15 protein-coding genes are annotated in these 13,606 nt (G+C 64.7%); 9 read left to right on the top strand and 6 right to left on the bottom strand.

What is annotated here, in order from left to right; translation table 11 throughout:
* Positions 1-11: 11 nt before the first annotated feature.
* The 5 genes from EXZ48_RS08660 to EXZ48_RS08640 form a co-directional block, all read right to left on the bottom strand.
* The gene (locus EXZ48_RS08660) at positions 12-1,076 is read right to left on the bottom strand and encodes a Gfo/Idh/MocA family protein (protein WP_023515748.1); all 1,065 of its coding nucleotides are present in this window, start codon (positions 1,074-1,076) and stop codon (positions 12-14) included.
* Positions 1,073-1,912, bottom strand: a complete 840-nt coding sequence (locus EXZ48_RS08655; protein WP_130515363.1) for a carbohydrate ABC transporter permease — start codon at positions 1,910-1,912, stop codon at positions 1,073-1,075. Before EXZ48_RS08655 ends, EXZ48_RS08660 begins: the two co-directional genes overlap by 4 nt.
* 15 nt (positions 1,913-1,927) lie before the next feature.
* The gene (locus EXZ48_RS08650) at positions 1,928-2,878 is read right to left on the bottom strand and encodes a carbohydrate ABC transporter permease (protein ID WP_023516266.1); all 951 of its coding nucleotides are present in this window, start codon (positions 2,876-2,878) and stop codon (positions 1,928-1,930) included.
* 288 nt (positions 2,879-3,166) lie between these two features.
* Positions 3,167-4,426, bottom strand: coding sequence for an ABC transporter substrate-binding protein (locus EXZ48_RS08645; RefSeq protein ID WP_050744558.1), 1,260 nt, complete (start codon positions 4,424-4,426; stop codon positions 3,167-3,169).
* Positions 4,427-4,469: 43 nt separating this feature from the next.
* A complete protein-coding gene (locus EXZ48_RS08640) occupies positions 4,470-5,363 on the bottom strand; it encodes an N-acetylmuramic acid 6-phosphate etherase (RefSeq protein ID WP_130515361.1) in 894 nt (297 codons plus the stop codon).
* A gap of 198 nt (positions 5,364-5,561) precedes the next feature.
* On the opposite strand from EXZ48_RS08640, the gene EXZ48_RS08635 reads away from it, so the two are divergent.
* The 7 genes from EXZ48_RS08635 to EXZ48_RS08605 all read left to right on the top strand — a co-directional run bounded on the left by EXZ48_RS08635 (position 5,562) and on the right by EXZ48_RS08605 (position 11,918).
* Positions 5,562-6,449, top strand: a complete 888-nt coding sequence (locus EXZ48_RS08635; protein WP_023514286.1) for an N-acetylglucosamine kinase — start codon at positions 5,562-5,564, stop codon at positions 6,447-6,449.
* Positions 6,446-7,210, top strand: a complete 765-nt coding sequence (locus tag EXZ48_RS08630) for a GntR family transcriptional regulator (RefSeq protein ID WP_023514285.1) — start codon at positions 6,446-6,448, stop codon at positions 7,208-7,210. Before EXZ48_RS08635 ends, EXZ48_RS08630 begins: the two co-directional genes overlap by 4 nt.
* A 20-nt stretch (positions 7,211-7,230) precedes the next feature.
* The gene (locus EXZ48_RS08625; protein WP_130515359.1) at positions 7,231-8,253 is read left to right on the top strand and encodes an SIS domain-containing protein; all 1,023 of its coding nucleotides are present in this window, start codon (positions 7,231-7,233) and stop codon (positions 8,251-8,253) included.
* Positions 8,250-9,410 carry an N-acetylglucosamine-6-phosphate deacetylase gene (nagA, locus tag EXZ48_RS08620; RefSeq protein ID WP_130515357.1) on the top strand — a complete coding sequence of 387 codons (1,161 nt, stop codon included), beginning with the start codon at positions 8,250-8,252 and terminating at the stop codon, positions 9,408-9,410. Before EXZ48_RS08625 ends, nagA begins: the two co-directional genes overlap by 4 nt.
* Before the next feature lie 84 nt (positions 9,411-9,494).
* Positions 9,495-10,550 carry a dipeptidase gene (locus EXZ48_RS08615; RefSeq protein WP_023514282.1) on the top strand — a complete coding sequence of 352 codons (1,056 nt, stop codon included), beginning with the start codon at positions 9,495-9,497 and terminating at the stop codon, positions 10,548-10,550.
* Positions 10,551-10,572: 22 nt separating this feature from the next.
* Positions 10,573-11,319 carry a copper homeostasis protein CutC gene (locus EXZ48_RS08610; RefSeq protein ID WP_130515355.1) on the top strand — a complete coding sequence of 249 codons (747 nt, stop codon included), beginning with the start codon at positions 10,573-10,575 and terminating at the stop codon, positions 11,317-11,319.
* Between the two features lie 92 nt (positions 11,320-11,411).
* Positions 11,412-11,918: a CreA family protein gene (locus EXZ48_RS08605; RefSeq protein ID WP_130515353.1), complete on the top strand. Its 507-nt coding sequence runs from the start codon at positions 11,412-11,414 to the stop codon at positions 11,916-11,918.
* A gap of 65 nt (positions 11,919-11,983) precedes the next feature.
* Here the strand turns inward: EXZ48_RS08605 and EXZ48_RS08600 are convergent, their stop codons facing one another.
* Positions 11,984-12,448, bottom strand: coding sequence for a chemotaxis protein CheW (locus EXZ48_RS08600; protein ID WP_023514279.1), 465 nt, complete (start codon positions 12,446-12,448; stop codon positions 11,984-11,986).
* Positions 12,449-12,715: 267 nt separating this feature from the next.
* On the opposite strand from EXZ48_RS08600, the gene EXZ48_RS34820 reads away from it, so the two are divergent.
* Both EXZ48_RS34820 and EXZ48_RS08595 read left to right on the top strand, forming a co-directional pair.
* A complete protein-coding gene (locus EXZ48_RS34820) occupies positions 12,716-12,874 on the top strand; it encodes a hypothetical protein (RefSeq protein ID WP_165909312.1) in 159 nt (52 codons plus the stop codon).
* Between the two features lie 120 nt (positions 12,875-12,994).
* A complete protein-coding gene (locus EXZ48_RS08595; RefSeq protein ID WP_023514277.1) occupies positions 12,995-13,594 on the top strand; it encodes an SCO family protein in 600 nt (199 codons plus the stop codon).
* The last annotated feature ends 12 nt before the right edge of the window (positions 13,595-13,606 follow it).

Genomic DNA, 13,606 nt, shown 5'->3' with positions numbered 1-13,606 from the left:
CTGATATCCCCTTAAAGCTTGACCGTTTGACCGGTTCTGACACTTTCATCGGCCGCGAGGCAGATCCTCAGCGACTGCACCGCATCGTCCATATGCCGCGTGAGGTCGATGTCCTCGCGGATCGCCTTCAGCACATAGGCCTGTTCGCGGTCGCAGAGTTCCTGGTGGCCCGGCTCGCCGGCCATCTTCAGGTCCTCGTCCGGCGACAGGAACTTGCCGTCGGGGCCGGTGGCCGCGTTGTGAACGCGGATGACCGCCGTCTTGGTGTGGGTGTCGATGTCGTCGGACTTCGCGTTCGGATCCATGACAATGGAAACGGAGCCGTTCGGCGACATGACGTCCTTCACGAAGAAGGCCGTCTCCGAGATCATCGGGCCCCAGCCCGCCTCGTACCAGCCGAGCGAACCATCGTCGAAGAGCACCTGCAGGTGGCCGTAGTTGTACATGTCGGGCGCGATCTCGTTGGAAAGGCGCAGGCCCATGCCACGCACCTCCACGGGCTTGGCATCGGTGATCTGGCACATCACGTCGACATAGTGCACGCCGCAGTCGACGATCGGCGGCGTCGTCTGCATCAGCGCCTTGTGGGTCGCCCAGGTCGGCCCGCTCGACTGCTGGTTCAGGTTCATGCGGAAGACATACGGGCCGCCGAGCTTGCGCGCTTCCTCGATGAGCCGCACCCAGGAAGGATGGTGGCGCAGGATATAGCCGACGATGAGCTTGCGGCCGTTCGCCTTGGCGCAGGCGACCACCCGCTCGGCATCGGCGACGGTCGTCGCCAGCGGCTTTTCGAGGAAGACATGCGCACCGGCTTCGAGTGCTGCGATCGCATATTCGGCATGGCTGTCCGAATAGGTGTTGATCGAGCAGAGTTCCGGCTTCAGCGCGCGCAGCGCCTCCGGGAAGGACGGATGAATCTCGTAGCCTTCCAGCCCGGCCGGGACCGGAACCTTCGACCGGTTGACGAGACCGATGATCTCGAAACCCGGGTTCTCATGGTAGGCGAGCGCATGGCTGCGGCCCATGTTGCCGAGACCGGCGGACAGGACGCGAAGGGGGGACGTGGCAGAACTCACTTGACTGCTCCCGAAGTGATGCCGCGGATCAGCTGCCGCGAGAAGATGAAATAGAGGATGAGGACGGGCAGGATCGCGAGCGAGAGTGCGGCGAGCACTGCATTCCAGTTGGTGACGAACTGTCCGATGAAGATCTGCGAGCCCAGCGTCACCGTCTTGGTCGCCTCGCTCGGCGCCAGGATCAGCGGGAACCACAGGTCGTTCCAGATCGGGATCATGGTGAAGACCGCGACGGTCGCCATGGCTGGCCGCACCAGCGGCAGGACGAGGCGGAAGAAGATGGAGTATTCCGAGAGACCGTCGATACGCCCGGCATTCTTGAGGTCATCGGAGACGGTCCGCATGAATTCGGAGAGGATGAAGACCGCGAGCGGGATACCCTGCGCGGTATAGACGAGGATCAACGCCGTCAGCGTGTTGACAAGCCCCGTCGCCACCATGCCCTGCAGGATCGCCACGGTACCGAGGCGGATCGGGATCATGATGCCGATGGCAAGGTAGAGGCCCATCAGCATGTTGCCGCGGAAGCGGTATTCCGAGAGCGCGAAGGCGGCCATGGCGCCGAACAGCAGCACCAGCGCGATGGAGGCCACCGTGACGATAAAGCTGTTCTGGAAATAGGTCGCGAAATCCCCCTGCCCCAGCACCGTCGTGTAGCCGACAAGGTCGAAGGTCCCGGGCATCGGAAGCTGCATCGGGTTGCGGAAGATGGCGTTGCGGTCCTTCATCGAGTTGATGATCGTCAGGAACACCGGGAAGATCGAGATCACGGCGTAGCCGATCAGCGCCAGGTGAACGAGGGACGTGCGGGTCAGCGAGGTGCGTGCTTTGGACATGTCTTGCCCTCCCGATCAGAACTGGTAGCGACGCATGCGCCGCTGGATGGCGAAGAGATACAGCGAGACGCCGGCGAGGATGATGAGGAACATGACCGTTGCGATCGTCGCGCCCATCGATCGGTCGCCCAGCTGGAGCTGGAAGCCGAAGAAGGTGCGGTAGAGCAGCGTGCCGAGGATATCGGTGGACTTGTCAGGCCCGGCGAGCGCACCCTGCACGGTGTAGACCAGGTCGAAGGCATTGAAGTTGCCGACGAAAGTGAGGATCGAGATGATGCCGATGGCGGGAAGGATGAGCGGCAGCTTGATCTTCCAGAACTGGCTCCAGCCGGTGACGCCGTCGCATTCGGCAGCCTCGATCACCTCTTCGGGGATATTGAGCAGCGCCGCGTAGATCAGCATCATCGGAATGCCGACATACTGCCAGACAGAGATCAGCGACACTGCGATGAGCGCCGAGTTCGGCTTGCCGAGCCAGGGGGCGAAGAGCGATTTCAGGCCGACCAGATCCATCAGATAGGGCGAGACACCCCAGATCGGCGAGAGGATCAGCTTCCAGATGAAGCCGACGATCACGAAGGAAAGCAGCGTCGGCAGGAAGATCGCCGTGCGGTAGAAGGCGGCAAAGCGCAGCTTCGGGATCGACAGCATGGCCGCGAGCGCCACCCCGATCGGGTTTTGCACCAGCATGTGGATGACGAAGAAGATCACGTTGTTCTTCAGCGCGTTCCAGAAGTCGGCCGCCCAGCGCTCGTCGCCGAACAGCACCTTGAAGTTGCTGAGGCCGACGAAGGTCGACTGGCCGTCCACCGTGTTGAACAGCGACAGGCGCAGCGTCTCGATGAGCGGCAGGATCATGACCGCCGAATAAACGATGAAGGCCGGCAGCAGGAAAACGCCGATATGCCAGCGTGTTGGCCGCTTGATCGGTCCTGTTGCCTCATGGGAAGAAGGTATGTCGCTCATGGCCCAGCGTGCCCCGTCCGGTTGTTGTTCGTTAGATCCGCATGCACGGACGCCGTGCGCGGCCGGTAGTGCCGCACATGACAAATTCAGCATACACGATAGTGCCGGGGTCGCTCCCCGATTTTGCCCTTCGGCACCCTCTGTCCACCGGGACGAAGAGGGATACGGCGTGCGCCTGATCATTCGAGCCGCACCGCCCAAGCACCTCCCCCCGAATTTTACGGGGAGAGGGCCGGAGCGGGACGATGCCCGCTCCTCAAAGCAGAATTCAGCAGTCGAGACGCAGGCTTACTTGGCCGGCTTGTACCAGCTGTCGAGGCCCTTCTGGAGCTTTTCGCCAGCCACTTCCGGCGTATCCGTGCCGTTGATGACGTTGGCCGATTCGGTCCAGGTCTCGTTTTCGAGGTTCGGCGTGCCGCGCGACAGGATCTGGTAGGTCGAGCGGATCGTCGGCTGGCACTTTTCACGCCAGGAGACGAATTCCTGTGCCAGCGGGTCGGCCATCTTCACCGCCGTCGAATTCAGGCTGAAGAAGCCCGGCAGCGAGTTGGCGTAGATGTCGGCGAATTCCGGCGAGGAGACGAAGCTCAGGAACTTCTTGGCGGCATCCGCATTCGGGCTCTTGGCATTGAGGCCGATGCCGATGTCGTTGTGGTCGGAGATGTAGCAGGTGTCGCCGGCATTCTTCACCGGCGGCGCGAACGCGCCCATCTTGAACTGCGCCTGCGTGTTGAACAGGCCGATTTCCCACGAGCCGGCCGGATAGATGGCAGCGCGGCCGAGTGTGAAGAGGTTCTGGCTGTCCGGATAGGTCTGGGCTTCGAAACCGTCGCCGAGATAGTCCTTCCACTTGGCGAGAACGCGGTAGGGTTCGACCCAGGCGTCGTCGGTCAGCTTCTGCTCGCCCTTGATGAGCGCCTTGCGGCCTTCTTCGCCCTTCCAGTAGGTCGGGCCGATGTTCTGGTAGCCCATGGTGGCGGCTTCCCAGAGATCCTTCGTGCCCATGGCCATCGGGATGTAGCTGCCTTCGGCCTTGATCTTGTCGAGCGCAGCGAAGAACTCGGCTTCCGTCGTCGGAACCGAGATACCGAGCGTGTCGAAGGCGTCCTTGTTGTAGATGAAGCCGTGGATGACCGAAGCCATCGGCACGCAGAAGGCCGTCGCGCCGTCGTCCGTCGTCCAGGCGGACTTGGCGACGTCGGAGAAGTTCTCAATGCCCGGCAGATCGTTCAGGCCGGCAAGGTGGCCCTTGTTGAACAGCTCGAGCGAGGCGTCGAACGGACGGCAGGTGATGAGGTCGCCTGCCGAGCCGGCGTCGAGCTTGGCGTTCAGCGCGGCGTTGTACTCGGTCGGCGCAGTCGGCGCGAAGACGACCTTGATGCCGGGGTTCTTGGCTTCGAAGGCCGGAATGATCTTTTCCTGCCAGATGGCGAGGTCGTCGTTGCGCCAGCTTTCGACCGTCAGCGTGACGTCGGCCGCCTGAGCGATCCCGGCCGTGCCGAGGATGCTCGTGGCGAGCAACAGGCCTTTGATTGCGGTGCGTGTCATTGCATTCTCCCCTTTTATGCGCCGCAGCGCGTTTTGAGACCAGTTATCCGAGGGCTTTCAGGGCGCGCCGGAGGCTCTGCCCCGACCGCTCCAGCGCAGCCTCGGCCGCGCTGGCGTCCTCCACCCCCGCAGCGAGCAGCACGGCCGTCTTGACCGAGCCTTCGGAGCGCTGAAGAAGGCGTTCCGCCTCATCGAGCCCGACACCCGAAATGTCGGACACGATGCGACAGGCGCGCCCCTTCAATTTGATGTTGTCGGCCTTGAGATTGACCATGTGGCCATCGTGAACGTGGCCGAGATGCACGCCGACAAGCGTCGAAAACATGTTGAAAGCGATCTTCTGCGCCGTGCCGGCGCCCATGCGCGTCGAGCCGGAAATGACCTCCGGCGGCGTCTGCAGGAGGATCGCGACGTCGGCGTCCTCGAACAGCGCGACACCGGGATTGTTGGCAAGCGCCACGATCCGGGCACCTTTCTCCTTCGCGTAGGATGCGATCGCCAGCACATAGGGCGTGCTGCCGCTCGCCGAAACGGCGATCACGCAGTCCCGCGGGCCGATAGCGGCAGACGCGGCATCGCGGCTTGCAAGCGCACGATCGTCTTCATACCCGCCCGCCAGGTCCTCCAGGCTCGCGGCACCGCCGGCAAGCAGGATGACGATGCGATCGCGGGAAATACCGTAGGTGCCGGGGAGTTCGAGCGCATCGGCCATCGCCATCAGGCCGGAGCTGCCGGCGCCGGCATAGACAAGACGCCCACCGGAAAGAAGCGCATCGGCCGCAAGACGGGCCGCAGCGGCAATATCGACAAGAGCGGCATCGACAACGCCGGCGGCCGCCTTCTGGGCATCCGCAAGCACCTTCAGCACATCGACGGGCTGACGTTCGTCCAGCCCGCTTGCCTGATCGTGCCTGCCCTCTGTCCTGCCTGCAGCCATCACCGTGTCTCCTCTGGCCGGAATTAATGCCAAAAAAATACCAATTGTCCATAGGAAATTAATTTTTGAGACCACTTTTTTTACCACTCAATATTTTTATTGTTTTAAAACAGTAATTTAAACGAAAGCTTATTCTCCATACCACCATACCCCTTGGTAAATGGTATTTTTTTGGTATCGTTGTGCTCGGAGGTGCCCATGACAGATCTTATTCTCGGTATCGACGGTGGGGGAACGAGTTGCCGCGCGGCGGTCGCACGCCCGGACGGCACAGTCCTCGGGCGCGGCAAGAGCGGCGCAGCCAATATCCTGACCGACCCCAACAACGCGATCATCTCCATTACGGAGGCCGCCAAGGCCGCCTATCGCGATGCCGGACTGGACGAGGCCGGCGTCAGCGGCGCCTCTGCCTTTCTCGGCCTTGCCGGCACCAATGTCGGCGACCTCACCCGCTACGTGCACGACCGCCTGCCCTTCCGTCATACGGATATCGATTCCGACGGCCTGATCGCCCTGCAGGGTGCGATCGGCGATACGGACGGGGCCGTCGCGATCCTCGGCACCGGCTCCATCTATATGGGGCGCAAGAACAACGTGGTCCGCTATATCGGCGGCTGGGGCTTTACCGTCGGCGATCTCGGCGGCGGCGCGCGCATCGGCCATGCCGCTTTGCAGGAGGCCCTGCTCGCCCACGACGGCGTGCATCCGCACTCAGGCGTGACAGACACCATTCTCGACGAATTCAAGCACGATCCGCGTGGCATCGTCGAATTCGCCCGCCTCTCCAAGCCGGGCGATTTCGGCCGCTACGCTCCCCTCGTCTTCACCCATGCGAAGGACGGCGACGCGCAGGCGATCGCCATCGTCAAGGCCGGGGCGGCCAGCGTCAACGAATCCCTCGACGCCATCATGGCGCTGGCCGGCGCGCCGCGCCTCTGCCTGCTCGGCGGCCTCGCTCCGCTCTATCCGCAATGGCTGTCCGAACATCACCGCGCAATCCTGGTGGAGGCCGAGGCCGATGCGCTGACCGGCGCCGTAGCGCTCGCCGCCAAGGGCTTCAGAGAGCGCACAGGAGCGGCCGCATGAGCACGTCCCTTGCCGCGATCCTCTCGCCGGAAAGCCTGCAGTCGGGCGTGCCCGGCCCGCTCTATGTCAAGCTGCGCCAGATGCTGGAAGAGGCGATCACCTCTGGCAAGCTGACCTACGGCGACGCACTGCCCGCCGAGCGCGACCTTGCCGACCATGCCAATGTCAGCCGCGTCACCGTGCGCAAGGCCGTCGACGATCTCGTCAAGGACGGTCTCCTGGTGCGCCGCCACGGCTCCGGCACCTTCGTCGCCAAGCCCGTCGCCAAGGTGCAGCAGTCGCTGTCCCGCCTGACTTCCTTTACCGAGGACATGGCCCGCCGCGGCCTCGTCACCCGGGCCGAGTGGATCGACCGTGGCCTGTTCCACCCCTCGCCGGACGAGATGATGATGCTCGGCCTCCCTGCCGATGCGCTCGTCGCGCGGCTCGGGCGCCTGCGCGTTGCCGACGACATGCCGCTCGCCATCGAGCGCGCCTGCATCTCCTCGGAGTTCCTGCCGGATCCCATGCAGGTGCAGGGCTCGCTCTATGCCGCGCTGGAAAAGCGCGGCTGCCGGCCGGTGCGCGCCGTGCAGCGTATCTCCGCCTACAACATGAAGGATCCCGATGCCTCGATGCTCGGCGTGCCGCCGGGTTCGGCGGGGCTGTCCATCGAGCGGGTCTCCTATCTGCGCTCCGGCCGGGTGGTCGAGTTCACCCGCTCCATCTATCGCGGCGACGCCTATGATTTCGTCGCCGAACTGACGCTTTCCGAGACGTGACCAACCGCAAAGGGAATTCCATGCAGACCAACATGCGCAAAGAGATCAACGAAATCCCGGAAGCGGCGGCCCGCCTGCTCGAAAATTCCGCCAGCGCCATCACGGCCGCCGGCAGGGCGCTCCGGGAGCGTGATCCGCAGTTCTTCGTCACCGTTGCCCGCGGGTCTTCCGACCATGCCGCGCTCTTCCTGAAATATGCGATCGAACTGACCGCCGGCAGGCCGGTCGCCTCGCTCGGCCCGTCGCTCGCCTCCATCTACGGCGCCAAGCTGAAACTCGGTGGTGCGGCCGCCATTGCCATCTCCCAGTCCGGCAAGAGCCCCGACATCGTCGCCATGGCCGACGGCGCCACCAAGGGCGGCGCGATCTCCATTGCGCTCACCAACACCCTGCCCTCGCCCCTCGCCGATGCCTGCTCGCATTCGCTCGACCTCTCGGCCGGCCCGGAACTCAGCGTCGCCGCTACGAAGTCCTACGTCAATTCCATCGTCGCCGGCCTTGCCGTGCTCGCCGAGTGGACGGGTGACACCGATCTCGACCGCGCCGTCAAAAACCTGCCGGAGCAGTTCGCGAAGGCCGTCGCGCTCGACTGGTCCGACCTTGCCGGCGACCTCAAGGACGCCCAGTCGCTCTACGTGCTCGGCCGCGGCCCGGGCCTTGCCATCGCCAGTGAAGCCGCGCTGAAGTTCAAGGAAACGTCCGGCATGCACGCCGAAGCCTATTCCTCGGCGGAGGTGCTGCACGGCCCGGTCGCGCTGGTCGGCCCGTCCTTCCCGGTCATCGCACTTGCGGCACGCGATGCCGCCGAAGCCTCCGTCACCGGCATGGCCGACAGCCTCGCCGATCGCGGTGCCTATGCCTGTGTCACCGCCGCCGGCGCAAAGAGCGCGCGAAAACTGCCCTTCGTTGCCACCGGACACCCGATCACCGATGCGCTCGCCCTCATCGTGCCGTTCTACGGCTTCGTCGAAGCCTGGTCGCGCGGCAAGGGCCTTGACCCCGACAAGCCGGTCAACCTGAAGAAAGTGACGGAAACCCGATGACAGCGCTCACCGCCCTTACCGGCGCCCGCATCTTCGACGGCGATCTGTGGCATGAGGACAGTGCGCTCCTGCTCGCGGATGGCAAGGTCGCCACCATCGCGGCAGCCCGCGACGTGACGGCCGATGCCCGCGTTGTGCCGATGGACGGGCATTCGCTCGTCCCCGGCTTCATCGACCTGCAGGTCAACGGCGGTGGCGGCGTGCTGCTCAACGAGCGGCCGGACCTCGAAGGCATCCGCACGATCTGCGCCGCCCACGCCCGCTTCGGCACGACGGGCCTCCTGCCGACGCTGATCACCGACAATGTCCAGGTGACGACAGAAACCATTGCCGCGGGCCTTGCAGCAAAGGCGGCAAAGGTGCCGGGCTTCCTCGGTCTCCATCTCGAAGGCCCGCACCTGTCGGTCGCCCGCAAGGGCGCGCATGACCCGAACCTCATCCGTCCGATGGAGCAGGCGGACCTCGAGCGCACCATCGAAGCGCGACACAGCCTCGATGCGCTCCTCATGACGCTGGCGCCGGAAAACGCCACCAACGACCAGATCGCGGCGTTGCGTGCGGCAGGCGTCACCGTCAGCCTCGGCCATTCGGACTGCGGCTACCGGACCGCCGCTGCCGCCGCCGAGGCGGGCGCCAGCATGATGACCCACCTCTTCAACGCCATGAGCCCGCTCGGCCACCGCGAGCCCGGCATGGTCGGCGCGGCGCTCGATCTCGGCCATCTCAATGCCGGCCTCATCGCCGACGGCTTCCATGTCGACCCGGCCTCCATCGGCGTGGCGCTGAGGGCCAAGCGCGGCCCCGGCCGCATCTTCCTCGTCACCGACGCGATGTCGACCATCGGCACCGACATGAGGAGCTTCTTCCTCAACGGCCGCGAGATCTTCCGCGAGGGCGGGCGCCTGACGCTCGCCGACGGCACGCTCGCCGGTGCCGATATCGACATGGCCTCCTGCATCCGCTTCATGCGCGACAAGGTCGGCATCGATCTGGAAGAGGCGCTGCGCATGGCCTCGCTCTACCCGGCGGAAGCGATCGGCATGACCGGCCGCAAGGGGCGCCTCACCCACGGCCACGACGCCGATTTCGCTGTCATCGACGACAATGTCAACGTCGTCTCGACCTGGATTGCCGGCACGCCGGTCTTCGCCGCCTGATGCCTCCACCGCGGTTCTTGCGGGCCGCGGCGGAATCGGCTCTACCCCGTCGGATAATCTGACCTATCGATCCGGGAGCGCCCCATGCAATTGATCTTCGACGGCCACAATGACGTTCTCCTGCGCCTGTGGGAGCACGCCCGGAAGGGTGCCGATCCGGTCGCGGAATTCGTCGGTGGAACGGATCAGGGCCATATCGACGCCCCGCGCGCGAAGAAGGGCGGCCTTGCCGGCGGCTTCTGCGCCATGTTCATCCCGCCGGTTGAGGATTACCCGCCGCGCGAAGTCGATGGGAACGGCCACTACAATATCCCGATGGTCGGGCCGCGCGCCCATGCCGATGCGCTTGAGATCGCGCTCGAGATGGCCGATATCGCCAATCGGCTGGAAGCGGCCGGCGGCCTCGCGATCTGCCGCTCCACCGCGGCGATCCGCGCCGCCATGGAGGCCGGCCGCTTTGCCGCCGTGCTTCATATCGAAGGCTGCGAGCCGATCGCCGAGGACCTGTCGAACCTCGAAACCTTCTATGACAACGGCCTGCGCTCGCTCGGCCCCGTCTGGAGCCGGCACAACCTCTTCGGCCATGGGGTGCCCTTCGCCTATCCCTCCTCGCCCGACACAGGCCCGGGCCTGACGGCCGCAGGGGTCGAGCTTGTGAAGGCGTGCGACCGGCTTGGCATCATGATCGACCTCGCCCATATCACCGAGCAGGGTTTCTGGGATGTCGAACGCGTCAGCACCCAGCCGCTCGTCGCCACCCATTCCAACGCCCATGCTCTGACGCCGATCTCGCGCAACCTCACCGACCGCCAGCTCGACGCAATCCGCGAGCGCAAGGGCATTGCCGGCCTCAACTACGCCACGACCATGCTGCGCGCCGATGGCCTCGAAAGCCCCGAAACGCCGCTCGCCGACATGGTGCGCCACATCGACCACATGGTCGAGCGCATGGGCATCGACTGCGTGGCGCTCGGCTCGGATTTCGACGGAGCGACCATTCCCGGCGCGATCCACGACGCCGCCGGCAGCCAAGCCCTCGTCGAGGCGCTGCGCCAGGCCGGCTACGGCGAGGACGACCTGACAAAGCTCTGCCGGGAAAACTGGCTGCGGCTCCTCAAAACCGTCTGGCACGAAGCCTGACCCGAAGCCCCGGAAGGACACCATGGCCAAGCCCCTCATCGAACTCTGCGTCGAAGGCATCGACGGTTTCCTGGCCGCACAGGATGCAGGCGCCGACCGCGTGGAACTCTGCGCCAGCCTTGTCGAGGGCGGTCTTACGCCGAGCCTTGCGACGATCCGCGCCGCGGTAAAGGCCGCCAAAATCCCCGTCCACGTCATCATCCGCCCGCGTGGCGGCGACTTCCTTTACTCGGAAACGGAATTCGAGACGATGGTGGAGGATATCGCCGCCCTCCGGGGCGAAGGCGTTTCCGGCGTCGTCATCGGCTGCCTGACGCCGGACGGCAGGATCGACGAGGCGCGCACCAAACGGCTGGTCGAGGCCGCGCGGCCGATGTCCGTCACCTGCCACCGCGCCTTCGACATGACGGCCGATGCCGGCGAGGCACTGGAGGCGCTCATCCGCTGCGGCGTCGACCGCGTGCTGACGTCGGGCCAGCGCGACACGGCGCTGGAAGGCCTTGCCATCCTCAAGGCCGCCAACGAGCAGGCTGCCGGCCGCATCGTGATCATGGGCTGCGGCGCGCTCGATGCGGACAACATCCGCGCGGTCCGCGACGGCGCCGGACTTGCCGAGCTGCACTTTGCCGCGCTGAAGACCGTGCCGAGCGGCATGGCTTTCCGCAACCCGCATGTCGGCATGGGCGGCACGGAAAAAGACCGGGAATACGAGGTGACGCTGACCGACAGGGATGCGGTGCGCGCCACCATCGCCGCGGCAAAATCGTAAGGGCAACTTCAGCGAAAGCGAAAATGCGCCGGGCGCCGGCTTGCAAGCGGCCGGCGCCTCCTTACCTTGAAGACGGAACAAGGAGACCTGCCATGTCGCTGACGAAACTTGCCGCACCTCGCCTTCGCACAGCCCTTGCTGCCGGCCTGATGGCGCTCGCCGCCCTGCCCGCTGCCGCCGAGACGGTCGGCAAGGTCGGCGTCGACTGGATCGGCAACGATATCTATATCGATGCGGTGACCGATCCGGAGGTGTCCGGCGTCACCTGCCACGTCACCTACTTCGACCGCAGCGTCATCGATCGGCTGAAGAAGGGCAACTGGTTCGAGGATCCCTCGAACAACGCCATCTCCTGCCAGCAGACCGGCCCGATCACCATCGGCGACATAGAGCTCGACCGCGAGGGCGAAGAGGTCTTCAAGTCCGGCCTGTCGCTGATCTGGAAGTCGCTGATCGTCACGCGCATCTACGACAAGAAGAACGACACGCTGATCTATCTCGCCCATTCGCGCGAGCTGACGGAAGGGTCGGCGAAGATGTCGATCTCCACCGTGCCGCTCTATGGCGAGGCCGTCACCTGGACGAACGGCAAACCCTGAAAACGCAAAACACCCGGCCGTGAACCGGCCGGGTGCAGAAGATGTCGATCGCTCGGCTGCCGCAATCAGGCGGCCTGGGCGAGTTCGTCGGCGATGACGGTGTCGAGGTTGAGGAAGCAGACCATCGACTTCTCGAGCGCGACGATGCCGCGGCAGAAGGCCCGCTGGGCTTCCGGAATGATTTCCGGCGCCGGCTGGAGGGCTTCGCTCTTGATGGTCATCATGTCGGAAACCTGCTCGACGAGCAGGCCGACGAGCTTGCCGGCAATGTCGGTGACGATGATCGCGGAGCGCTCGGACGGCTCGGTCATCTTCATGCCGAGGCGGCAGGCCATGTCGATGACCGGGATCACCGCGCCGCGCAGGTTGATGAGCCCGAGCACGTAGGGCGGCGTGTGCGGCATCGGCGTCACCGGTGCCCAGCCGCGGATTTCGCGGATGGCCATGATGTCGATGCAGAATTCCTGCTCCCCGAGATGGAAGGAGACGATTTCGAGATAGGCGCCGGACTGTTTCAGGGCGTTGGACATGGGTGAGGCTCTTTCCAATCGACGATGGACTTGTTGGAATGCGCTGCACGCCGTCTCCGGCGCGCGGCGGACATCATGTCCAGCGGGTCAGACCGGCCCTTTGCGCGTTATCCGAAAGTGGCAAAGAGAGATTAAACAATGGCTAAGGAAGGGCACCGGGAACTTGCATTTTAGCCGCTTTTGATGAATTCCCGGACGGCGAAACGCCTTCCGCTACGGCAGTCCTGCCCCGTTTGAAATTCCGCGGTTCCGGTCTATACTCGCCCTATGGACAAGACCGCCCGCCGATACACCGCCCTGCCCGCTGCACTCATCGTGCTCGGCCTCGGCGTTATGGCCGCCACAGCCGCCTTTGCCGGCTGGGTAGAGCATGGTTCGGCGATCCTCCTCAGCCTTGCCGAATCCGGCATGGCCTGGTGCTTCTGATCACAATTCCGCGAGCCCCCGATCCTTCCGCGCATTGCGGCAATTGGCCCGTTTGCGCGCGCCGGACCGAAGGACTATGACACGCGCAAACCTCGGACATAGCCTTATCGAAGGACTGCCATGAAGACCCTGCGCCTCGTACTCTGGATCGCCGTCGCCCTCGTCGCCGCCCTGCTCGGCTGGCTGACGCTGGAAATGACCAAGACGAAGGAAGAGGTCGCGGGCGGTCCGTTCGGCGTACCCTTCGAGCTCGTCGCGCAGGATGGCAAGCCGATCACCGAAAAGGCCTTCACCGGCAAGCCGACCGCCCTCTTCTTCGGCTTCACCCACTGCCCGGAAGTCTGCCCGACGACGCTGTTCGAGATGAACGGCTGGCTCACCAAGGTCGATCCCGACGGTTCCAAGCTGCAGGCCTATTTCATTACCGTCGATCCGGAACGCGACACGCCAGAGCTGATCGGCCAGTATGTCGGCAACGTCTCCAAGCGCATCACCGGTATTTCCGGCCCGGCGGACAAGGTGCTGGAGATGGTCAAGGGCTACCGGGTCTACTACCGCAAGGTGCCGCTCGACGAGGCCAAGCCCGACGGCGACTACACGATGGACCACACGGCATCCGTCTTCCTGCTCGACGCGACCGGCCGCTTCGTCGGCACCATCGCCTATGGCGAGAACCCCGAGGTCGCCGAGCAGAAGCTGACGAACCTGATCAAGGGATAATCGTCAGGCCGG

Origin of the sequence: Shinella sp. JR1-6 (assembly GCF_004284735.1) — a bacterium.
Classification (GTDB): domain Bacteria; phylum Pseudomonadota; class Alphaproteobacteria; order Rhizobiales; family Rhizobiaceae; genus Shinella.
This window is presented reverse-complemented; position numbering and strand designations above follow the sequence as displayed.